The sequence below is a fragment of the Sphingobium naphthae genome, assembly GCF_043589935.1.
In the GTDB taxonomy this organism is placed as follows: domain Bacteria; phylum Pseudomonadota; class Alphaproteobacteria; order Sphingomonadales; family Sphingomonadaceae; genus Sphingobium; species Sphingobium naphthae_A.
The window spans coordinates 570,748-592,295 of sequence record NZ_CP171454.1 but is presented as its reverse complement, the minus strand read 5'-3'; the positions used below and the strand labels follow the sequence as shown (position 1 = coordinate 592,295).

Annotated in this window: 25 protein-coding genes and 1 tRNA gene; 24 read left to right on the top strand and 2 right to left on the bottom strand. The window is 65.5% G+C overall.

The features are described 5' to 3' along the window. Positions 1–76 precede the first annotated feature (76 nt). Positions 77–152: transfer RNA gene (locus ACGGKE_RS02955), tRNA-Lys, on the top strand. Between the two features lie 330 nt (positions 153–482). Here the strand turns inward: ACGGKE_RS02955 and ACGGKE_RS02950 are convergent. After that, the gene (locus tag ACGGKE_RS02950; RefSeq protein ID WP_086485633.1) at positions 483–698 is read right to left on the bottom strand and encodes an AlpA family transcriptional regulator; all 216 of its coding nucleotides are present in this window, start codon (positions 696–698) and stop codon (positions 483–485) included. Between the two features lie 431 nt (positions 699–1,129). Between ACGGKE_RS02950 and ACGGKE_RS02945 the strand changes: the two genes are divergently transcribed. Next, positions 1,130–1,405, top strand: a complete 276-nt coding sequence (locus ACGGKE_RS02945; protein ID WP_086485632.1) for a metal/formaldehyde-sensitive transcriptional repressor — start codon at positions 1,130–1,132, stop codon at positions 1,403–1,405. Then, positions 1,402–2,406, top strand: a complete 1,005-nt coding sequence (dmeF, locus tag ACGGKE_RS02940) for a CDF family Co(II)/Ni(II) efflux transporter DmeF (protein ID WP_257541538.1) — start codon at positions 1,402–1,404, stop codon at positions 2,404–2,406. The genes ACGGKE_RS02945 and dmeF overlap by 4 nt, the downstream gene beginning before the upstream one ends. Before the next feature lie 131 nt (positions 2,407–2,537). On the opposite strand, the gene ACGGKE_RS02935 is transcribed toward dmeF, so the two are convergent. Beyond that, positions 2,538–2,954 (bottom strand): helix-turn-helix transcriptional regulator, encoded by a 417-nt coding sequence (locus tag ACGGKE_RS02935; RefSeq protein ID WP_086485630.1) that lies wholly within the window; start codon positions 2,952–2,954, stop codon positions 2,538–2,540. 447 nt (positions 2,955–3,401) lie between these two features. On the opposite strand from ACGGKE_RS02935, the gene ACGGKE_RS02930 reads away from it, so the two are divergent. The 21 genes from ACGGKE_RS02930 (at position 3,402) to ACGGKE_RS02830 (ending at position 21,542) form a co-directional block, all read left to right on the top strand. After that, positions 3,402–3,710 (top strand): hypothetical protein, encoded by a 309-nt coding sequence (locus tag ACGGKE_RS02930; RefSeq protein WP_086485629.1) that lies wholly within the window; start codon positions 3,402–3,404, stop codon positions 3,708–3,710. Continuing rightward, positions 3,697–4,479 carry a DsbC family protein gene (locus ACGGKE_RS02925; protein ID WP_160985502.1) on the top strand — a complete coding sequence of 261 codons (783 nt, stop codon included), beginning with the start codon at positions 3,697–3,699 and terminating at the stop codon, positions 4,477–4,479. The genes ACGGKE_RS02930 and ACGGKE_RS02925 overlap by 14 nt, the downstream gene beginning before the upstream one ends. Positions 4,480–4,635: 156 nt before the next feature. Beyond that, positions 4,636–4,953, top strand: coding sequence for a hypothetical protein (locus ACGGKE_RS02920; RefSeq protein ID WP_086485627.1), 318 nt, complete (start codon positions 4,636–4,638; stop codon positions 4,951–4,953). Positions 4,954–5,086: 133 nt separating this feature from the next. Then, positions 5,087–5,353 (top strand): type IV conjugative transfer system protein TraL, encoded by a 267-nt coding sequence (locus ACGGKE_RS02915; protein WP_086485626.1) that lies wholly within the window; start codon positions 5,087–5,089, stop codon positions 5,351–5,353. Between the two features lie 9 nt (positions 5,354–5,362). Next, positions 5,363–6,001 carry a TraE/TraK family type IV conjugative transfer system protein gene (locus tag ACGGKE_RS02910; RefSeq protein ID WP_086485625.1) on the top strand — a complete coding sequence of 213 codons (639 nt, stop codon included), beginning with the start codon at positions 5,363–5,365 and terminating at the stop codon, positions 5,999–6,001. Then, on the top strand, positions 5,985–6,743 hold the full coding sequence (locus ACGGKE_RS02905; RefSeq protein WP_086485624.1) for a type-F conjugative transfer system secretin TraK: 759 nt from the start codon (positions 5,985–5,987) through the stop codon (positions 6,741–6,743). Before ACGGKE_RS02910 ends, ACGGKE_RS02905 begins: the two co-directional genes overlap by 17 nt. Continuing rightward, entirely contained in the window at positions 6,740–8,065 is a 1,326-nt protein-coding gene (locus ACGGKE_RS02900; RefSeq protein ID WP_086485623.1) for a TraB/VirB10 family protein, read from the top strand. The genes ACGGKE_RS02905 and ACGGKE_RS02900 overlap by 4 nt, the downstream gene beginning before the upstream one ends. Before the next feature lie 35 nt (positions 8,066–8,100). Further along, entirely contained in the window at positions 8,101–8,694 is a 594-nt protein-coding gene (locus ACGGKE_RS02895) for a TraV family lipoprotein (RefSeq protein WP_086485622.1), read from the top strand. Continuing rightward, positions 8,691–11,213: a TraC family protein gene (locus ACGGKE_RS02890; RefSeq protein WP_086485621.1), complete on the top strand. Its 2,523-nt coding sequence runs from the start codon at positions 8,691–8,693 to the stop codon at positions 11,211–11,213. Before ACGGKE_RS02895 ends, ACGGKE_RS02890 begins: the two co-directional genes overlap by 4 nt. Continuing rightward, positions 11,210–11,536, top strand: a complete 327-nt coding sequence (locus tag ACGGKE_RS02885; RefSeq protein ID WP_086485620.1) for a hypothetical protein — start codon at positions 11,210–11,212, stop codon at positions 11,534–11,536. The genes ACGGKE_RS02890 and ACGGKE_RS02885 overlap by 4 nt, the downstream gene beginning before the upstream one ends. Beyond that, positions 11,533–11,940 carry a hypothetical protein gene (locus ACGGKE_RS02880; protein WP_086485619.1) on the top strand — a complete coding sequence of 136 codons (408 nt, stop codon included), beginning with the start codon at positions 11,533–11,535 and terminating at the stop codon, positions 11,938–11,940. Before ACGGKE_RS02885 ends, ACGGKE_RS02880 begins: the two co-directional genes overlap by 4 nt. Continuing rightward, a complete protein-coding gene (locus tag ACGGKE_RS02875) occupies positions 11,937–12,173 on the top strand; it encodes a hypothetical protein (RefSeq protein ID WP_086485949.1) in 237 nt (78 codons plus the stop codon). Before ACGGKE_RS02880 ends, ACGGKE_RS02875 begins: the two co-directional genes overlap by 4 nt. Next, complete coding sequence (locus ACGGKE_RS02870) at positions 12,163–12,822, top strand: conjugal transfer protein TraW (protein WP_254908046.1); 660 nt, start codon at positions 12,163–12,165, stop codon at positions 12,820–12,822. The genes ACGGKE_RS02875 and ACGGKE_RS02870 overlap by 11 nt, the downstream gene beginning before the upstream one ends. Then, on the top strand, positions 12,819–13,835 hold the full coding sequence (locus tag ACGGKE_RS02865) for a TraU family protein (RefSeq protein ID WP_086485618.1): 1,017 nt from the start codon (positions 12,819–12,821) through the stop codon (positions 13,833–13,835). The genes ACGGKE_RS02870 and ACGGKE_RS02865 overlap by 4 nt, the downstream gene beginning before the upstream one ends. Positions 13,836–14,154: 319 nt before the next feature. After that, positions 14,155–16,092, top strand: a complete 1,938-nt coding sequence (locus ACGGKE_RS02860) for a hypothetical protein (RefSeq protein ID WP_394441702.1) — start codon at positions 14,155–14,157, stop codon at positions 16,090–16,092. Next, positions 16,089–17,204 carry a conjugal transfer protein TraN gene (gene traN, locus ACGGKE_RS02855; RefSeq protein WP_160985500.1) on the top strand — a complete coding sequence of 372 codons (1,116 nt, stop codon included), beginning with the start codon at positions 16,089–16,091 and terminating at the stop codon, positions 17,202–17,204. The genes ACGGKE_RS02860 and traN overlap by 4 nt, the downstream gene beginning before the upstream one ends. Next, positions 17,176–18,054, top strand: coding sequence for a type-F conjugative transfer system pilin assembly protein TrbC (locus tag ACGGKE_RS02850; protein WP_048577678.1), 879 nt, complete (start codon positions 17,176–17,178; stop codon positions 18,052–18,054). Before traN ends, ACGGKE_RS02850 begins: the two co-directional genes overlap by 29 nt. After that, positions 18,026–18,622, top strand: a complete 597-nt coding sequence (locus ACGGKE_RS02845) for a S26 family signal peptidase (protein ID WP_048577677.1) — start codon at positions 18,026–18,028, stop codon at positions 18,620–18,622. Before ACGGKE_RS02850 ends, ACGGKE_RS02845 begins: the two co-directional genes overlap by 29 nt. Continuing rightward, positions 18,619–19,491, top strand: coding sequence for a conjugal transfer protein TraF (locus tag ACGGKE_RS02840; protein ID WP_231923301.1), 873 nt, complete (start codon positions 18,619–18,621; stop codon positions 19,489–19,491). Before ACGGKE_RS02845 ends, ACGGKE_RS02840 begins: the two co-directional genes overlap by 4 nt. An 83-nt stretch (positions 19,492–19,574) precedes the next feature. Then, on the top strand, positions 19,575–20,072 hold the full coding sequence (locus ACGGKE_RS02835) for a hypothetical protein (RefSeq protein WP_373886193.1): 498 nt from the start codon (positions 19,575–19,577) through the stop codon (positions 20,070–20,072). A 45-nt stretch (positions 20,073–20,117) separates the two neighbouring features. After that, positions 20,118–21,542, top strand: a complete 1,425-nt coding sequence (locus tag ACGGKE_RS02830; protein WP_048577675.1) for a conjugal transfer protein TraH — start codon at positions 20,118–20,120, stop codon at positions 21,540–21,542. The last annotated feature ends 6 nt before the right edge of the window (positions 21,543–21,548 follow it).

Here is a 21,548-nt window from a genome sequence, read left to right as displayed (position 1 = left end):
TAAGGTTTGCAAAAGTCGCAGCCACTGCTACCAGCCCGCCCACGCCGGAACGATGGCCCTGCCGCCACCCCGGAATGGACGCATAGCTCAGTTGGTAGAGCAGCTGACTCTTAATCAGCGGGTCCTTGGTTCGAGCCCAAGTGCGTCCACCACTACTTTCTTAATAATTTCAGTGACTTGTCACAGTAACCTAAGGTCGATTTTCGATCAAGATTCCGCTGGTGTGCAGCAAACTGTGCAGCAGATTTCACGTGATGCGAGGCTCCCAGAGGTTCGGGAATGTTCCTGCCAGTGACGCCTTGTTCGCGTGCGCCGACCTCAAAATCTGCCGTGCAAGACCTGACTTGAGGCATCTAGCCCTGGCTTGTGAACGAGCCTTATGCTGCTCACGGAAAGCCGATTCGCAAGCGACGTTCGGGGAAGGCTTTGCCTGCGCACCGTTCGGAACTAGCGGACGTTCGGTCTGCTATCGTGAAAATTGACTATGGGTTTCCTGGCCGCGATGCCAGAGCCTCATCCCGGGCGGCCTTTCGCTGATCCAACCAGTCATCGATCTCGGAAGCTATCCAGCGGTTCGTGCCTACGCCCAGTTTGATCGGTGCGGGAAAGCGCCCCTGCTTGATCAAGCGTGCCACATGCTGGCGGGTGAAAGGAATATCCTTCGCCTTTAGATCGGAGAATGCCAGCAGATTACGCATTGCAACGTCCGATCGGGTCGCCTGCCGACTTCAGTGTTGTGGTTGAGGGATTGGGGTCTTCGACAGTTGTCTGTCCGCTGCTTCCGCTTCCTTCCCTCTCCCTTCCCTTCCGGCCGATTTGGAACGGTTGGACCGCCATCCGGCCATTACGCGAACGCGTTCGCCGAAGCTGATCGTATGAGTCCGCATGGGAATAGCGCATGGATTGCTACCCTGTGGGCAACGCAGGCAGGCCATGACGCGCAGCCAATCTAGCATTTCCGGAGCGGCTTCCAAAGGACGAAGATCGCGCTTTCAGGCAAGCAAATGCCGCATATTGCGTTCTCGCTTATCATTCCCGCGGCGGGATCTCGTCGCTTAGCTCCGGTGTATGCCACCGCCCGCCCGGAACAGTTGTCAGCCTGTCCCTAAATAATATAGGGGGGTATAGTATGGCACACACATCTCGAAACGACTCCGATCTCATGGCGCGGGTCAAACGCATCGCAGGACAGGTCGCAGCGGTCGAACGCGGCCTCACTGACAAGGCGCCCTGCGCCGATATTCTCCAACTCGTCGCGGCGGTGCGCGGCGCTGTGAACGGGTTGATGGACGAGATCATCGTCGAGCATCTCAATGAGCATGTCGCACGGCCCGGCCTTGACGATACCGAGCGCGCGGCCGGCGCCGCGGAGCTGACAACCGTGATCCGGCGCTATTCCAAATGACTCGCGATACGGACGTCTTGCGAAGCGCCGAGACCCTCGCGCACTATCACAACTTCCTGGGCGCGAGCCATGACGAGAATGCGCGGCGCACCCGCATCGTCGTCGTGCTGACCTTCGCGATGATGATCGGCGAGATCGCCGCCGGCTATCTGACCGGATCGATGGCGCTGCTCGCGGACGGCTTCCACATGGCGACCCATGCGGGCGCGCTCGGCGTCGCGGCCTTCGCCTATGGCTATGCCCGGCGCCATGCGCGCGATCCGCGCTTCACTTTCGGCACCGGCAAGGTCGGCGAGTTGGCCGGCTTTGCCAGCGCCCTCGTGCTGGCGATCATCGCGCTCGGTATCGGCATCGAGTCGGTCCGGCGACTCTTCGCGCCCGCCGACATCGCCTATGTCGAGGCGATCTGGATCGCGATCCTCGGCCTGATCGTGAACCTCGTCAGCGCCTGGCTGCTCGGCAGCCATCATCATCGCCACGGTCACGAGGGCCATCACGATCATCATGCGCACGACCATCACGGGCATTATCGCCATCATCACGAGCACGACAACAATCTGCGCGCGGCCTACTTCCATGTCCTCGCCGACGCGCTGACCTCGCTGCTGGCGATCGCCGCGCTGCTTGCCGGTTTGTTTCTCGGCTGGCGCTGGATGGATGCCGCCATGGGAGTCGTCGGTGCGGTCGTGATCGCCCGCTGGTCATTCGGCCTGCTGCGCGACAGCTCGGCCGTGCTGGTCGACGCGGCCGCCAATACCGAGCTTGAAGACGAGATCCGCGAGGCGATCGAGGACGGCGATGCCCGCATCACCGATCTTCACGTCTGGCAGGTGGGTCCGGGCAAGTTCGCCGCGATCGTCGCTCTGGTCGCGGAACGACCCTTGCCTCCCGGGGATTATGCCAGACGGGTCCGGGTGCATGACGAGTTCGTCCACGTCACGATCGAGCCGCACCCCGCCAGAGAAGAGACCGGGCACATATGCGGGCTGTGTAGTCGCTGACCGTTGGTCTGGATCCAGCTGCGTTGGCCGATCATCGCAAAGCAGCTGTGGCCCTATTTGTCTGCGGGTCAATCGGATCGAACAATATCCGCTCGATGAAGATGCGCCGCAGTTCGGAGCGGTCGCGGGTTTCATATCTGGCCGCAATCATCGCCGCGCCGCCATTGGGGTGAGAGATCCTGCTTGAGCGCGGTGAGCACCGAATCCGATATCATCTCGATGCACTTGCGCTCGATGGCGGGCAGATCGCCGTAGATGAGCTGACGCGGGAACCGCATGCGCTGGCCCGCAAAGAGGATCGAGAAGGCGATATGTCCCGTCGGCATACCGAGGCTGAGCGTGGCTTTCAGATGATCCTCCAGCTTCGTGCCCGGCGCCCCGGCCTCGATCTCGCGCATCCAGCGCGGGCTGCCGCCCATGTTGGCGGCAAGCTCTATTTGCGTGATGCCGCGCAGGTTCCGCTCGTGCCTGATCCGCTCGCCGGACAGCAGCTTGATCTCCCTGAAGATCGACGTGTCGACGGCGGCAAATTTATCGTCGGGCTCCATGATCTCGTCCTCCGCAGCAACGCGTCCTGGCGCGATGGATCGCCCGAAATATCTAATTAGCCCAGACGGTCGTCCGCAATAATAGATGCCGATGATTTTAGAGGAATATATCTACCGAATAGGCATGAATACGTGCCCGCACCAGTCGAATACGGTATAGTCGGCATTTCGTTGCCGAATTCATCCAAAATGGGGTGTTTCGGAGTTTATCTTCCGAAAGTGCGACAGAGCGGCGCGAACGAACCCATCATACCGAAATAAAGCTATTTTCGAGCAATTCCGGCTAATTTCGAAGCTGGCGGCACTCAGCTGCCGGGGCCTGTTGCAATCGACTTCGAATCCCATCAGTCAAACCTCGTTCCGAACAACTCAAGTCGAATCGGGCCTGATACTTCGGATCGTTAAGTAACTTTAACCTTGGCGCGTTGCGCCGACATGGAGTCGTGCATGAAGCCGATTGCCAAAGCGATGACGGCTGCCCTGGGCGTCCTCGTCCTTACGACGACAGCCTGCGCGACGCCGGACAATCGCTCCCAGCGCCTCAGCTCCATGCCGGACGTGGGGCGGCATCGGACCATCGCCGCGACGGCGGACGGCTTTGTGATCCGCGCGGCGGCATCGGCCCCGGCGGAGAACGGCGGCCTGTCGGCCACGGCCCGTGAACACATCCCGGTAGGATCGGGCACGCATCTCGATGCGCGCCTGCTCTCACCTCCGGTTAGCGCCATTCAGGAGATTTCGCATGCGCATCCGTAAGCTCGGGCCAAAGATCGGGGCAGCAGCCCTCGCCCTGCCTCTGATCCTCGCTGCCCAAAGCGCCGCCTCGGCGCAGCAAGCCGATCCGCTCGCCGCGGCGGCGCGCGAAGCCGAGAGCGAACTGCGGCAGACCTTCACCAATCTCCAGTTCGAGGATTTCGGACCGGCGCCGGTCAAGGGTCCGATCTACCAGGCGAGCGCGGGTGGTCGCATCATCTACTACGCGCCCGAGAGCGAGCACCTGCTGTTCGCGGAGGTCTACGACCGCAACGGGCAGAATCTGACCGCGCTGGCGCAGAATTCCACTGCGGCGAGGAAGCTCGCCGCGATCGACACCAGCAAGGCCCTAGCTATCGGCCCCGAAGGCGCACCCGTCGTCCTCGAGTTCACTGATCCCGATTGCCCCTACTGCCGCGCGCTCGACCGCTTCTGGGCAGCAAAGGCCGCCGAGGGCAAGCCGGTGCGCCGCCTCATCTTCTTCGTCTCCGGCATCCATCCCGAGGCTGCCGCCAAGGCCGAGCATGTCCATTGCTCGCCCGACAAGGAAGCCGCGTTCAAGGCGATCTACGCCGGTGCCGCTCCCGCGCAGTTGCGCAAATGCGCGGAAGGCAAGGCGCGGGTCGAAGCCGACGCCGGCGTCGTGCGCAGCGTCGGGATCACCGGCACGCCGACGCTGATCGCGGAAGGCAAGATCATCTCCGGCTTCCGGCAGGCCGAGATCGAGGAGTTCCTCGCCGGGACGAAGGCGCTCGCCAATGCCGGGCGCTGACCACGTCCCGATCCCTGGTGCGGCGATCACCGCGCCAGCCCCATGCCGGCGGCGAGACCCGAGACGGGCCGTCCAGCCTCGCCGCCGGCCGACAGCGATCCCCATCGATGCCGGCAAGCAGATCCCGGAGCGGCCCATCTTCACAGGAGCAAATGCATGTTGAGGACCATCGGTCGGCAGACCGTCTCGCTCGCCAATGTCGGCATCCCTTTGACCGCGCTCGCGCTGCTCGGCGCCGGTGGGGCTCACGCCTTCTCCGCGCCGGCCGCGGGTGACCTCGGCTACGACATCTACGATATCGTCGTGAACCAGGGCGTCAAAGGCCCGCTCGGCTTCGTCGGCGGCGTCGCCGCCTTCCTGTTCGGCGTGAGCAGGCTGTTCTCGAACATCATGATCGGCATCCCGACGATCGTCGCGGCGGTCTGCCTGATCAAGGCGGACTCGATCCTCCAGACCTTCGGGATGGTCATCTGACGGTTCGGTCCGTGGTCCGCCCACGCGGACCGCGGGCCTCAACGGGCCAGCGCGCACAGGCGCGATGGCGAGACAGCCCACGAAGTTCAACCGGCTTCGGAAGGGAGGTCACGACGCAAGGAGGAGAAGGCTCATGAACGAGCGGCTACCCCAATATCTGCACAAGCCGGTCCAGATCCTGTGGTTCGGATCGGACGAATTCGTGCTGGTGATCACCGTCATCTTCGTCGCCGTAGTCCTCGGCGGGATGCTCGGTTGGGCGCTCGTTGCGGGTCTTCTCCTTTTCGTCCCCTGGCTTCGCACCAAGCCGCGCGGGTTCATCCCGCACATGGCCTGGCGCTGGGGCCTCGTCAGCTTTCGCAACTATCCGGGTCCGACGCAGACCCGCTTCTTCGAGTGAGTCCAAGCGATGTTCGGACGCAAATCCCCCGACGCGCCTCCACGCGACCCCCTGCTCGGCAAGCCCGCAAGCTTCGGCATGCACCGCTACCTGCAGGGCGCGAGCAACCTGTTCGAGGAGAACCGGCTGCTGAAGCTCGCCGTGATCGGCCTGTTCGGCATTACCGCCGTGCTCGGCACGCTCATCTACACCTCGAACCAGAACACCCGCACCGTGGTCGTGCCGTTCGGCAGCGGCGGCGACCTCTATGTGACCGGCAGCGAGCCGTCCGAGGCATACCTGCGCACGATTACGCGCAACGTGGTGTCGCTGTCGGGCACCTATTCGGCTTACTCGGCGGACCGGCAGTTCCAGGAGCTGCTCTCGATCGTCCACCCCTCGACCTACAATAGCGTGCGCGACAGTCTCAACCGCCTGCTCGACGAGCTGGCCGACAATCCGACACTCTCGATCGCGACTTATATCCGCCCCGATCAGCCGGTGACCTGGACCAGGACCGAGATCCTCGTTCCCGTCGAAAAGGTGCGCGTGATCGGCGGCGTGATCCGCAAGTTCCGGGGCAATCTGCGGATCCGATACGTGATCGACAACGGCCGCTTCTGGCTGACCGCCCTCAATGAGGAGAAGTTTGATGCACAGCCCCGCTAAGCGGCTGCTGGCGCTCGGCCTCGCCCTGATGCCGCTGCCCGTCATGGCGCAGACCATCGTCGCGCTGCCCGACCAGACCAGCACGATCCGCCTGTCCAACCGCGACATCAATCATGTGATCTGCGCGGGCGGCGAGATCGAGGACGTCAAGTTCTCCGCCGAGAAGGCGATCGCCGTCGAAAAAGCCGGACGCGACGCGTGGATCAAGTTTCTCGTCCGCGAGATCGACGACGCCGGTGCGGTGACGCGGACTTTCGTGACGGTCCCGTCCGAATTCTTCATCACCTGCAACGGCGCGGTCTTTGCGCTTTACGCCGAACCATCCGACATTCCGGCGCAGACGGTGACGTTGCAGCCGGGGGGCGCCCAGCGCGCGCAGGCGAACGAGGAACTGCTCGGACCGCTGGTCGAGGAAGAACGCGCGGTCTCGATCACGCTCTCGATGCTCCAGGACCGGATACCGGCGAGCTTCACCAGCGTCGCACCGCGCTCGGGCCCGCTCCGCCTGGGGCTGCTCCCCGATGCCAGCATCGAGGAACGGCGCCGCATTGAGGTCGACGGCTCGGGCCTCTCGGCCTCGGAGTATCTGGTGTCGGTGGCGAGCGACACGCTGCTCGACGAACGCAGCTTCCTCGACAGCGCGCTCGGCGCCAATATCTTCGCGGTCACGCTCGACCGCGGCACTCTGTCGGCGGGCGAGACGGCCCGGCTGATCGTCGTGCGCCGGGGAACCATACAATGAGCCCCGCCGGTCCCAATGATCGCAGCCCCGGCAATCGCGGCGGTCGCGGTGATCGCACGCTTCAGGACCGGGACGGCGAACTCGACCTCGACGGTTTTCAGGAGGAACGCGTTCGTCCCGACCTCGCCTCGCGCGGTCCGGCATTGCTCGATCTCAAGGCGCGCTGGCAGACGCTGAGCGCGCGCCAGCAGCTGCGCTTGAAGCAGCTCGGCGTCGCCGGCGTGATCGGCGCGCTGGGGCTCGGCCTCTATTCGGCGAGCGGCGACAAGGCCGAGGAAGCCGCCGCGCCGCCGAGTTCGCATCTCGACATGGGTGCGGGACTTCGCGGCGACAGCCTCGAGATCAAGCTGCGCGGCGACCTGAAGAAGATCCTCGACGGTCAGACGCTGCTCGGCGAGCGCGTGACCGCGATCGAGGAAGGCAAGATCGTGCCTGGGACCGGCACGGCGGGCGCGATCGACGGCGACCTGCCGCCGGCGATCCCCGGCGCGGTTCCCGACTTTCCCGAACCGCCCGCGACCGGCGACATCGATCCATCGGCGTCCGCTCCTCCGGCGCCTCCCGCGGCCCCGCCCGCACCCCCTGCTCCGCCGGTCGAAAAGACAGTGGGCGCGATCGGCGCGGCGACCGCGCCGGTCGGCGGCGGAGATGCGGCAGCGGGCGCTAAAAAAAAGGCCCGGACGATCTATTTGCCGCCTGGTTTCATGAAGGCGCGGCTGCTGACCGGGATCGACGCGCTGGCGAGCCGGGACGCGACCAACAATCCCGAGCCGCTGATCGCGCGTGTCCAGGCGCCTGCCGTGCTGCCCAATGACGTCAAGGCCAACCTCTCCGGCTGCTTCGTCATCGGCAACGCCACCGGCAGCCTCGCCAAGGAGCGGGTCGAAGTCCAGCTGGTCTCGCTGTCCTGCGTCGACTTCGACGAACGCTCGGTGGTCGATCAGCCGATCAAGGGCTTCTTCGTCGATGCCGACGGCAAGAAGGGCCTCTCCGGCAAGGTCGTCACCCGTGCCGGCGCGGCGCTGGCCCGCTCCTTTATCGCGGGCACCATCACCGGAGTCGCGCAGACGGTCGAGAACACGGTCGGCAATGTCTCGACCTCGGCGCTGGGCTCGGTCCGCACGCTGGATGCGGGCGACGCGGCGCAGGCGGGCATCGCCGGCGGCCTGTCGCGCTCGTCGGACAAGCTGACAGACTTCTATCTCGATCTCGCGCGCCAGGCCGGCCCCATCGTCGAGGTCGGCGCGGCCAAGGATGTCGTCGTCGTCATCCAGGAAGGCGTCAGCCTCGAAATCAAGCCCACCGCGGGGAGCAAATTCTGATGCGCCCGCCAGCAAACACCAGGGGAGTACGTCCCATGTTTCATCGTCCGCGAGGCCGCGCGATCCGGGCCGCTGCATTGATCCTCACGCTTCCCTTGCTCGGCGGCTGCGCGACGCTGGGATCGGTGATGTCGCCCTACAGCGAGAAGTTCAGCTGCAAGAACGACGATCATGGCCAGTGCATCCATCCCGACAAGGCCTATGCCGACGCCGTGGCTGGCGTGGCGTCGAAGTCCGATCCGGCCGTCACCAACGACAGGAAGCTGCTGAAGGACGGCAAGCCCGCGCGCGGTTCCGGCAAGGCAGGCACCGCAAAGACAGGGTCGGGCGCGTTCGCGGGCTATCGTGACTCCGTATATCGCGAACTGCAGGGCCTGATCGAGCAGCCAGTCACGCCGATGCTGAAGCCCCCGCGCACGGTACGCACCCTGATCCTGCCCTATGCCGATCGGCAGCGGCCCGACCGGCTCTACATGCCGCGCTATGTCTATTCTTTGGTCGAGCGCCCGCAATGGGTTGTGGGCGACTATCTGGTCACGCCCGTATCTCCGGCATCGCGCGCGAACGTGCTCGAACAGGTCAGGGATCGTGCCGACGACGGCCAGAACGACACGGGACCGCGGCCATGACCAGCTACCAATCGGGCATGACGCTCGCGCGGCTGCGCCGCAGCGTCGAGCGCGACAGCTATTCCGACTATCTGCCGCTCGCCGCCTGGGTCGAGGAAGAGCAGGCCTTCCTCACCATCGACGATGGCTGGGGCTACGCCTGGGAGCTGGTTCCCACCGCCTATTTGTTCGCGCATGTGCATGAGGCGTTGCTGGGGCTCCTCAATGTCAACTTTCCCGAAGGGACGATCCTCCAGCTTCAGAGCTTCGCCGATCCGCTGGTCGAAGGCGCTCTCGATGCCTTTCTCGATCTCAAGACGCGCCCCGATCCGCTGATCCAGGCATCGGCGCGGCGGACCTTCGACTATCTCCAGGCGGGAACCATGGGGCTGAAAGCGCTCCACGGCATCCCGGTCCGCAATTTCCGCACTTTCCTCTCGGTCAAGGCCAGGGCGCCGATGGACAGCGATCTGCGCCGGCAGATCGAGGAGCAATTATCCAAGCTCGGTATCCGGCCGATGGGGGCGGGCGAGATCGTTAGTTTCTATCGCCGCATCTTCAACGGCGTCCATGCCGCCGCGCCCGGCGTGTTCACCCAGACCGCCGATGTCCCCTTGCGCCGCCAGATTATCGACGCGGGACCGGCGCTGCTTTTCGACGGACCGGAAGTGTTTCTCGGCAACCAGGTGGCGCGCTGCCTGACCCCCAAGTCGCCGCCCAAGCGGATTACCGCCGAGCGCGCCAATCGCCTGACCGGCGGCATGCGCGGCTCGGCCGAGGACAGCGACCAGATCGGCGGGCCGTTCCTCTTCACCCTGAACGTGTTGTTCGACCATTCGCAATTCGAGATCCACAAGCGCGCGCAGATCCTCTCGGCGCAGAAGGCCGCGGGCAGCTTCGCGGTCGAGGTCGGCAAGCAGATCGAGGAGATTTCGTGGATCCTGGACGAAGTGGGCAACAGCCGCTTCGTCTCGGTGATCCCGACGCTCTGGGTGTTCGGCCGCGATCGTCACCAGGCCCGCGAGATGGCGGCGCGCGCCAAACGCCTCTGGGAGAGCGAGCCGCTGCCCTGGATGGTGCAGGAGGAAAGCTACCTCAATCCGATCCTGCTCGCCGCGAGCCTGCCGTTCGGTCTCTATCCCGAGCGCCGCACGGTCCGCATGCTTCAGCGCGATTTCCGCGTGCCGGTGCGCGCGGGCGTGCTGATGTCGCCGATCCAGACCGATTTCCGGGGCGGCGGCCGGCCGGCGCTGCTCTACACGGGCCGCAAGGGTCAGCTTATCACGCTCGACCTCTTCGATCCTCGGATCAACAATTACAACTTCATCGTCTCGGCCGAGTCCGGCGCGGGCAAGAGCTTCCTGCTCAACAACCTCTGCCAGCAATATTTCGCGCAGAACGCGCTCATCCGCATCATCGACATCGGGGGCTCCTACCGCAAGCTCTGCTCGCTCTGCTCGGGCCGCTACATCGACCTCGGCGAAGAGCATCTCGTCCTCAATCCCTTCGATCTGGGCTTGGCCCTCGACGGCGACGATCGCGAATCCGCGATCAGCATGGCCGTGTCGATCGTCGCGGAAATGGCCAATGCCGCGACCCGCAAGGGCGTCACCACCTCGGAATGGAACCTGCTCAAGTCCGCGGTGCAATGGGCGATCGACAGCGGGCGGGCCGAAGCCGGGATCGACGCGGTGCGCGAATGGCTGGGAGCCTATCCCGCCAACACCGCCTCCGATCTCGACCGCGTGGACCATCTGGTGCCGACCGCGCGCGAGCTCGCCTTCAACCTGCGCGATTTCGGTTCGGACGGGGCTTACGGCCACTATTTCAACGGGCCTTCGACCTTCGACATTTCGAGCGACGAATTCGTCGTGCTCGAACTCGAGCGCCTGAAGGCCATGCCCGACCTGTTCAACGTCGTGATCATGGTCGTGGTCAACGCCGTCACCCAGGAACTCTACCTGTCGGCGCGTGACCGGCCCCGCTTCGTGCTCTGCGATGAAGCCGCGCAGTTCATGACGCGCAGCGACGGGCAGGATCTGTCACGGCTCGCCGAGGCATTTTCCCAGGGGTATCGCCGCGCCCGCAAATATCGCGGCAGTTTCGGCATTGTCCTCCAGAGCATGAACGACCTCATGCTGTTCGGCGGCACCGGCCAGGTCATCCTCGAGAACGCCGCCACCCGCTTCCTGCTGCAGGGCTCGACCTACGACAAGGCGGTCGAGAACAAGATCCTCGACTATTCGGGTTTCGTTCTCGATCTCCTGAAATCGGTCCGCAATAACAAGCCCAACTACAGCGAGGTGTTCGTCGACTCGCCGCTCGGGCTCGGCATTGCACGCCTCGTCGTCGATCCCTTCTCCTACTGGATCAACACCTCGGCGCCCGAAGATGTCGCGGCCTTCGAGGCGCTGGTGCGCCGAGGCCGATCGCCGCTCGAGGCGGTCTGCGATCTTGCCGGCGTCGATCCCGCCGAGGTCCTCGGAAACGCGGGCCAGACGGACAGCGCCGTCGCATTCAAGCGGGGTGCGCGGTCATGAGCCGGCGTTTTGCCTCCCCCGACCAGCTGCCGCTCCGGCTCGTCGAGAACGGCGACAATGACCTCGAACGGATCGTCGAGGCGCGCGTGGCGAAGCGCGCCGAGGCCGATGCGCTGCGCTGGCGGTTCCGCCTCGTCGTCATCGAAACGGTGATGATCGCATCGCTGGTGCTCGTCGCCGGGCTGGTTCTCGAGCAGCCGACCGGACTCGTCCTGCGCAGCGCTGCGCTGGTCGGCGCTGGCTGCTTCCTGACCGGATTGCTGATGATCGCGCTGACCGGTGCCGTGAGCCGGTTGCTCGCGAAATTGCGGAGGCCTCGATGATCCTCGACCCGCTCCCGCCCCAAGACACCAATCCCCTGGCGGCCGTTCAGCGCCGGCCCGACGAAACGCTGCACGCCTACCTGCTCCGCTGCCAGGAGGAACTGAGCGGCCGGATCCAGCTGCTCGCGGCGGTCCGCGATGCCTATATCCAGATCCTGGGCATGGAGCGCATCCGCTGGCGGCGGTGCAAGCTCCTGCTGGCGTTCACCGGGCCGGTGATCGCCAGTCTGGCCTATGCGGGCCTTGCTTGCTGTGCAGCCACGGACAGCGTTCCCGCGCCGCTCATGGCCGCCCTGATCGCCTGTGCCGGGCTCGCCGGCGCGGCGCTGGCGCTCGCCGTCGCGCACATTCTCGATCGGCTTCCCGATTGGATGGCCGCGCGAAGGTCACGGAGATGGCGATGAACGGCATCTTCTCCGCCTCGCCCTGTCCGTCCTCGATCCGCCTGCTGGTCGGCACGCATCTGCTGCTGATCGTGCAGTCGGGGCTGGTGCTGTGGTCGGCCCCGGACCTCGGCGGCAACCAGGCGCTCATCTGGCTGACCCTCGTGCTCGGCCTCTCGGCGTTCATCTGTGCGGTCTGCGGCGAAAGCCGCACGCCGCCCGTGCCGTGGAGGGAGCGCCGCCGTGGCCGATGATCGCACCCGCCAGCGCTGGCCCATCGTCGCCTTCCAGTCCGCGACGATCGCCGGGCTCCTGGCCCGCGCGGTGCTGATCGCGTCGTCCGCCCGTGCCGACACCTCGACCATCGGCCGCACCTGGCCGATCGCCGAGCCCGACGCGATGGCCGAGATCGAGGCCCGCGCCGCGCAGCAGCCGCCCGATATCAGGGCGAAGTTCGGCCCGCGTTCGGCATGGAGCGCGCTCAAGGGTGCGACTCTCGCCACCGCGCGCGAGAATCGTGTGCGCCATGTCGTGCCTTTCTACACGCTCGACCAGGAAATCCGTCTGCCCGACGGCAAGCTGCTCTATCCCAAGGGCTTCACCTTCAACCCGCTGACCTATGTCTCGCTGCCGCAGCGCCTCGTCATCGTTCACCCCCGCGATCTCGCCTGGGCGCTGAAGACGGCGACGCTTACCGACTGGATCGTCCTGACCGGCGGCGGCGATCCAAAAGACGATGCCCTGTCGCTCGGCGAACGCCACAGCCGCGCGCTGTTCATGCTCGAGGAACGAGTGAAGGACCGGCTCGGCCTCACGGTCGCGCCCGTCATTGTGCGGCAGGTCGGACAAAAGCTCGAACTCACCGAAGTCAACCTGTCAGCCAAGGGAGGGCGAGGCCAATGACCCGCCTTGCATCCGCTCTGCGCGTCGGAGCCGCCGCGATCCTGCTGTCGCTGCTCGCGCCCACCACGCCCGCGCATGCTTCCAAATGCCCTTCGGACACGGTGTTCAATCCGATCACCAAGGTCAGGTGGAATTGCATCTTCCCGATCACCATCGGCGGCGTGCGCGTCGGCAGCTACGACAAGCTCGACAAGGCGCTCGACGCGCAGTCGGCGTCCAAGCCGCTCTGCGCCTGCCGCAAGGGCGCGACCTTCTGGTTCGGGGTCAAGGTCAGCTTCTGGACACCCAACCGCATGGTTGACGTCGTCACCGAGCCCGGCTGCATGACGGCGCTCGGCGTCGACCTCCTGCCGACCGGCGGCAAGCTCCAGGGCAGCCAGTCGTCGATCTCCGACGGGACCAACACCACCAAGCTGTTTGCGCAGGCGCATTACTACATCGCGCCGGTCTGGAAGATGCTCGACATGTTCACCGACCTGCCGTGCATCGAGGATGACGGCTTCGATGTCGCGATGATCACCGAGGTTCTGCCGACCTGGCAGTCGGGCACGCTCGGCGCGATCATCCAGCCCGAGGGCATCCTGTTCGGCAATCCGGCAGCAGGCCTTGCCTGCATGGCCGACAGCGCCGCCGCCGCCGCGGGCAAGACCATCGATCCCCTGTTCTGGTGCATGGGGTCGTGGGGCGCGACCTATCCGGTTGCCGGCGACATCCATATGGGCGACCGGGTCGAGGCCTGGGCCGGGCTGGCGGCGCGCACGACATTCATGATGGGGCGCCTGGGCGCACTCACCATCCATTCCGAGGACGGCTGCTCGTTCAAGGCTCAGCCGATTTGGACCAAGAGCCGCTACAAGCTCCAGATCATGGAGCCCGTCAAGGGCGGCAAGTGCGTCAACATCGGCCGGCCCGGCGCGCTCTGGACCAGCGGCAAGCATGCGCCGGGCAAGGACAACGCCCAGTTCATGCTCTTCGAAAAAGCGATCTGCTGCGCGGGGATTTCCACGCCATGAGCCGGTCGCTTCCCCCATCCCGCGCATCCGGCACGGGCGGTTGTCCCGCTCGTCACGGAAGGCTCCCCACCGTGAGCGGGCGCGCGGACGGAGCGGCGGCGGTGCCCCCTGCCGCCGTCGCTCCACCTATGGTCAGCGCGGCCGAATGCCCCCCATCGTGGGCGGCAGGCCCCCCTCATGCCGCGCCGGTGGCGGCCGCGCTGACCACCTTCGAGGGCCAGGCCGTCTTCCGGATACTCTCGCCCGGATCCAGCGCATTCCGCGCGGGAGACGTGTTCCGGTTCCGGCGCGGTTCACGCGGCACGCGGGCGAGGCAGCCATGAAAGTGCGCTGTCTCCTCCTGCTGGCGGCGACCGCCACTCTACCAATGTCGGCCTCGGCGCAGACAGTCGAGGATCGCGCCCGCGCCGCCGCCGAGGCCTCGCGCGCGAAGACGTCCGACAGCGATGCGATCCAGGAGAACTATCTGACGCCGGGCCTTGCCGGGCAGCCGATCACGACCGTCGACAACAGCAAGACGTTCAACCCGAATATCGCGTGCCAGAAGGCGGCGACGCTGCTCGAACTGCTCGCGCAGCCTGCCGGAACGGGGGACATCGGGACGCTCCGCATTTCGCGCGACAAGGATCTCGACGGCAGCGTCGACCAGACATTGACCTTGCCCGTGCCGGTGTCCGGCATCTGCGCCAACGGCATTGTTTCCTGCCAGCCCGGCACCTGGAACCAGTGCAAGACGTTCAAATGGGATGTCGCCTCGAGCGGCGACCTCAAGCTCACCGAGGTCGGGTTGACCGATCTCGCCGGCTGCTACTGCATCAACAACAGCTGCGGCGCGAACCTGGTCTGGGGCAATATGGCCTCGGTGCTGAAGGACCTGGGTGGCGGGGTGATCGGCGCGCTCACCACCGCCGATCCGCGCGTCGGCGTCGCGCAGGCCGCGATCGACGGCCCGGTGATCCGCTATACCGGCGCGCAAAGCACCGCCTGCACGCCCAATCCGTCGCTGCCCCAGACCGCCTATCGCGCCAATCCGACCGCGATCCAGGGTGACGCCTCTGCGGCGTCGACTTCGAGCAGCATCTTCCAGGCGCTCAAGGCCTCGCCCGCTGGCGTCGGCAAGGCGGATCAGGTGAGGCTCTGCACGATCGAGCGGGAAGTGACGCTGGCGCCGGCGATCTATGACGACATCATCAGCGTTTCCGGACAAGTCCAGTCGGTCACGAGCTGCGGAACCGACTGCCGGCGCTACCGGATTGGCGGCAACGGCAATTGCTCGGCCGCACCGCCCATATTCACGGCGACGTTCCAGGTTCTGAGGCCAGACGGCCTCGTCTCTGCCCGCATCGTCCGGCAAGACGCCAATGACTGGCTGCAATCACGCGTCAACGGCGAGGTCGTCGGCTATGCCGGCAAGCGGCCGTGGCTGGGCGACGCCCTGCCTTCGGGCGACTGCAACGTCGATGCCGAAACGGTCAACCTGACGCCGATCGATCTCACCGAACGGTTCCGCGCTGGAACGGCGGCGCTCGGCGTGCGCGTGCGCGGCGGCGGTGACGGCCGTTGGGGCTGGGTCGATATCGAGGTCCGGGTCGATGCGAGCTGCGGTGTCTCCGAACGCCTCGTCGATCTCTGCTCGGGCTATGCCGCCGATTCCGCCTGCCGCCTCGATGGCGAGACCGTCGACGGCGTGCAGACCGTCAGGAACGGCGTCGGCACCGGCCTCACGCCGCTACCGCAAACGCGCCTGTTCGGCAATGGGATCTGCACGATCCGGCTGACCCGCGATTTCTTCAAGCGCGAGCGCCGCTACAAATGCGCCGTCGATCTCGGCTCGCCGACGCCGCCCGATCTCAGCCGCGGCGCCTATATCATCGACCATTCGACCGAGGCGCTGCTCGCCGACCGGGTGAAGACCGCCGATGACGGCTATACGACGTCGTCGCGTCCCTTCGCGCTACCCGATCGCGGTACGGTCCCGGCCTGCGAGCCGGTCTGCAAGACACGCGCGCCCAAGGCTAATGACGGCGTGGCATTGGATGGCGTCGTCAGCTCCAAACAGAACGCGCCCACGGGTTGGGACACATTCTACTACGCTTGCAAGACCGGCAGCGCGGGCGGTGACATCTGCCCCGCCGGTCCGGGCGAAGAGATCGTCTCGGCCTGCGGCTGTCTCGACGATTTTCCCGAAGCAGTCGTGATGATGCAGACTGTCCGTCTCGGCGGCGCCGATCTCGTCTGCACCGGAGAAGTGCGATGATCTGGCGTCCTCTCCTCTGGCCGACGCAGGTTGCCCTGATCGCGCTCGCCATCTGCGGGTTTCTACTCGCCGGTCAGTTCGCTCCGGCGCAGGCGCAGCAACCTGTCTGCGCGGTCGACCTCGACGGCAATGGCGATGCCGGCGATCCCGGCGAGGTCGTGAGCTGCTCGGCCATGGCCGACGACGCCTGGCTCTGCCCGGTCCAGCAGGTGATGTGCGTCGCCGATGCGCAGGGCGAATATAGCTGCCCGCTGGGATCGCAGCATCAATGTCTGACCCCGGCGGGCGGCGGAACGCCGATGTGCTCGCCCCATGCGTGCACGGGGAGCGACGGCGCTGGAATCGAGGACGATCCGGTCATCGACGATCCCGGCGCGCCCGCCGACGGCGTGGTCGATGCAGAGGGGCATTGTCTCGGCAATATCGAGATCTTCGCAGGGCGCGCGGTGCGCTGCCGCCCGGCGGGGCTGCGCACCACATTCCAGAATTGCTGCAAGGACAAGGGCAAGATCGTCAAGGACGGGATGGGCTCGTCCATCTCATCGATCCAGACCAAGATCGCCGTGGCCAAAGGCGTCTATACCGGCATGAGCGCCGCCTACACAGCCTTCCGGGCCGGAGCGACCGCTGGTCAGGCCGCGACATCAGGCGCGAACGCCATCATCGCCGGCATCGATCCGACCTCGATCGCGATCAGCCTCGCGATCAACTTCATGATGGATTTTCTGCTCTCGGGCTGTGACCAGCAAGACATGGAAGTGGGCATGCTCCGGGGATCGGGCATGTGCCACGAGGTCGGGCGCTACTGCTCCTCGCGCATTCTCGGCGTCTGCGTCCAGCGGTCGCGCGGCCATTGCTGCTTCAACACCAAGCTTGGCCGCATCATCCAGGAACAGGGCCGCCCGCAGCTCAAATCGTTCAACAGCGTCGGCTGGGGCACGCCGAAGAACCCCTATTGCCGCGGCTTCACCCCGGAAGAGTTCCAGGCGCTGGATTTCTCCAAAATGGACCTTTCCGAATATTATTCCGAGATCGAGGCCCGCGCCCAGGCCGACATCCAGATCGACATGAAGGACAAGATCGATGCCCATATGCAGGCCATCGGCCAGTAGCGTGCGGCCTCTCGCCGCCGCGATGGCGATGCTCGTCTCCGCTTCCGCTCTGGCGCAGGACAACCCTCGCCCGGACAATGCGCGTGATGGGGCAGCAGCGCAAGGTGAGGCCGCACTCGACCGGCTCGAACGCGCCACGGCCGCCCGAAAGCAGGAAGCGGAAACGCGCGGTCCGACGTCACTGCCGACGCCATCGGAAGAATCCCGCCGCCGCGCCTTTGAAGGCCTGCGCAAGCGTGCCCCGTCCCCTGCGATGGACGCCCGCGCGCGTACAGCCATGGACAAGGCCAAGGAGGCTATGGCGGCCGAACGCGAAGCAATGGCACTTCGCCTTGGCCAAGCTCTCGGCCTCGAAGCGCCCGACATGGAGGCGGTCGTCGGCATCACCGCGCCGCCGAGCGCCAAAGGCTGGGTGCCGGTGCTGTTCGTGTCCTCGTCCATGCCGGTGACAACGCTGCGGACCTACGCAGGGCAACTTGAACGGGTCGGCGGCGTGCTCGCCTTTCGCGGAATGCCGGGCGGACTCACGAAGGTCGCCCCGATGGCGAAGCTCTCGGCCGAGATCCTGCGCCATGATCCCGGCTGCGAAGGCCCGGCCTGCGCGATGCGCGACGTGCAGTTGATCGTCGATCCACTGATCTTCCGTCAGCACAGTGTCACCCGCGTTCCAGCGCTCGCCATGGTGCCGGGCGATCCCGCCCTGCCCTATTGCGAGCGCGAGGATGACAGCCCGCGCGCGGCCCATGTCGTCTATGGCGACGCGGCGCTTTCCGGACTTCTCGAAGAATATGCCCGCCTCGGCGGAAAGAAGGAGGTCAGCGATGCTCAGGCTCGCCTTCAGGGCCGCTAAAGCCGGCTTCGTCGAATTGAAGGCGCTGCCGCTGAAGGCGGCGGTGGCGCTCGGCAGTTCGGGGCTCGGCCAGCCTCCGCGCCCGAAGCAACTGTGGAAGGCCTTTGGCATCGTGTTGCCGGTCGGCCTCTTCACCTGGTGGGCGATCCCGCAGGCGACGATCGTCATGAGCCCGTCGATCGACGCGTGGCTCGTCCGCAAGGCGCCGGGACCGATCGGCCGGGACGATCTCGTCTCGTTCACCTTGTCGCACCCGCTCGCCGGCCCCAAGCCGGTTGCTGTCACCAAATATGCCATGTGCCTCCCAGGGGACCGCATCTCGCTGATCGAGAAGCCGTCCATGACCTATGGCGAATGGGATGGCTGGTATTACTGCAACGGCAGGCTGCTTGGCGTCAGCAAGCCCTTCGGTCACGACGGTCAGCGTCTCGATCATTGGCAACCCGACAACGGTCTCATCCTGCCCGGAACAATCTATGTCGGATCACCGCACGCGAGCGGATTCGACAGCCGTTACTATGGTCCGGTCGAAATCGGACAACTCCAACGCATGGAGAAACTGCTGTGAGCCGGGCGGCCCTCCTGCTCGCGGCGGCGCTCGTGCCTGCCATGCCGGCCCCTGCACAAGCCGCCGACCAGCGCACCGGCTATTGGTGGTATCAGGCCCCGCCCGGCCCTGCGGATGATGAAGCCGATCCAGATGCGCTGATGAAGCCGGCGATCCCGCCGATGGCGGAGCTGGCGACATGGACACCACCGAAGATCAGGAATCTGATCGAGCAGCAACGCGACTATGCTGCGACCGTACTGACGGTCGATGCCGTGGCGGATTTCTGGCGGTTGCAGGATTTCGCGAGGCGCAAGGCGCGCGCCTTCGCGGGAGTCACCCAGATCGCCATGCTCCAAAATCCCGAACTCAACGCCAAGTCCGCCAATCCGATGGTCGGCGAGGCCCGCGACCAGCTTTCCGCGCAAAAGGATCAGGTCCGTCGCCAGTATCTGCGCGGCCGGGCCAACGAGTTCGCACTGGTCATGTTCTCGCGTTCGACTTGCGGCTATTGCCGCGTCCAGTGGCCGATCGTCCAGCGCTTCCAGGAGGAGATGGGCTGGCAGGTCACGCTGATTGACATCGAGCGCAGGCCCGAGCTGGCCCAGCGGTTCGGGGTCGAGATCACGCCGACGACGATGGTGATCAGGCGCAACAGCCAGCAGCGCATGGTGATCGCGAGCGGGGTCGAGGCTTATCCCAATCTCATCCAGACGGCCTATCAGGCGGTGCGGCTGCTTGCGGGTGATATCCGGCCCGAACAGTTCCTGACCGGGGCCGGCGAAGAGGACGGCTTTTTCGATGCCCTCTCGGCCGGGCCGGTGTCCGCAACCGATCCCCGCGCGCTTGGCGGCGATCTTGTCGGCGCGAGCCTGGAGCCGCAGCGGTGAAGCGGCACCTGGCCTGCACGCTGGCCGTGTTCCTTGCGGGCGCTTCCCCGGCGTCCGCACAGCCTGTCACCCGCGAGCAGGCGATGCGCGCGGCGATCCATCCCGTCGCAACCGAGGCCGGGATGCGACAATGGCTCGCCCGCGTGCCGGTGACACGCAACTGGCCGCCCGATTTCGCGGAAACCATGAAGGGCCAGGGACCGGCCTTCATCGTCGAGATGAGCACGGCGCCGGGTTGCGTGCCCTGTGCCGATCTCTGGAACAGACTCGGTGCCCTCGGGCAACGCTATGGTTGGAAGGTGCGCACGATCGGTAGCCAGGAGGCGATGCTGCGCTCCGGGCGACTCGGTCTGCCCTGGGTGGGGCATCCCGTCGCCTGGGTGCGCCCGGTCTCCGATCCCAATCGCATCATTCCGGTTGCGATCGGAACCGACCACGAGCCGAACCTGGCGCGCAACCTCTACCTTGCCGCCAAGATGCTGACCGGGGTGAAGCCCACCGTCGGCGTGCGCGGCATGTCGAAATTCACCGGGATCGTGGCCGCATCGCCACGCCCCGTCCCCAACCGGGCGAGGAATTGACATGGGGAGCCACGTCCTCGCCCACTTCCAGGAAAGTTGTCTGCCATGGCCTCCGCTCGTTGTCGTCTGACCTTGCTTGCCCTGCCGCTGCTGGCGGTCTGCGGCTTCGCTTCCCCCGCGTCCGCGCAAAGCTGGGCCGAGAGCTGGTTCGACAATGTTACTTACACCAGCCCCGGCAGCTTCGAGGATCAGACTCGCGGCTACATCACCGCGGGCGGCATGTCGGGCCGGGTCGACGTCCATAACGACTATCTGATGAGCGTCACGCTGCCGAAGATCAGGGCGGGCTGCGGCGGAATCGACATGTTCCTGGGGGGAATGAGTTTCCTCGATCCGGACTACCTCGTGCAAAAGCTCGAAAGCATCCTGCAGGCCGCGCCCGCCGTTGCTTTTCAATATCTACTCGAAACCCTTGATGAAAAGATGGGCAACATCATCTCGAAGATGGAGGCCGCGACCAACTTCCTGAACTCGATCCAGGTCAACGACTGCCGTCTCGCCAACCGCATGGTGCAGATCGCCAAGGGTGACGACAACATGTCCGGCATCATCGAGGAGATGACCGGCTATAAGTCGGTGCGCGAAGGTTTCTCGAAAAGCTATCAGCAGAGCCGTGAGAAAATCCAGGCCAATCAGGGCAATCCGACCGAGGATTTGAAGGACGCGCTCGAAAACTGCCCCGCCGAGGTCACCGACATCTTCAAGACCGGCTCGCTGCTCGCCCACGCCGCCGCGCGGGTCGGAGCATCCGAATGGGCCGGCGTTATGCGCGCGCGCGTCGGCGACGTCTATATGCGCTGGGACGCCACCGATCGCGTGCCTCTGTTTAGCGCGATCCCGGCCTGTCCACGGCAGGATACCGAGAGCGTGGACGATTTTCTAACGGGCAAGGTCCAGACCCGAGCCATCGCCGTGCCGCCAACCTCGACTGATTGTTCCGTGGACGGCAGCGGCAAGGGCGCACTGATCCTTTCGCGCGGACGGATGGAGTCAATTGCGGTCAAAATCCGCACCCGGGCTGCTCTGACGCCCGAGGAACGCCAGTTCGTCGCCAATGTCCGTACATTGCCGGTCTATCGCCTGCTGGAATGGGGCGTGCGGCAGGGCATGGTCGAGAGCGTGATCGGTGACACCGATGAACTGGTCGCCCTGACGCTCGCCTATCAGATGCTCAACGACCTCACGCGCAGCATCGACTTCGCGGTGTCCAATGCCGAACGCGGCGCGACGGCGGCAGGGGCCAGCGATCCCGGAAATGCCAAGGTCTGCCAGACGCGCATCCTCAGCAAGGGAATCGAGCAATTGAGCGGACTGCGCGACGAAGTGCTGCGCCAGCGCGCGCAGATGCGTCAGTCCTATATGGCAGCGCTTGAGTCGGCGAATCTCTCGGCCAACTATGCCGGGGTGGTTCGCCAGCGCGACCGCGATGCGCGTGATGCCGCCGGCGCCGCCGCCAACCGCAACCGCTGAGCTAGG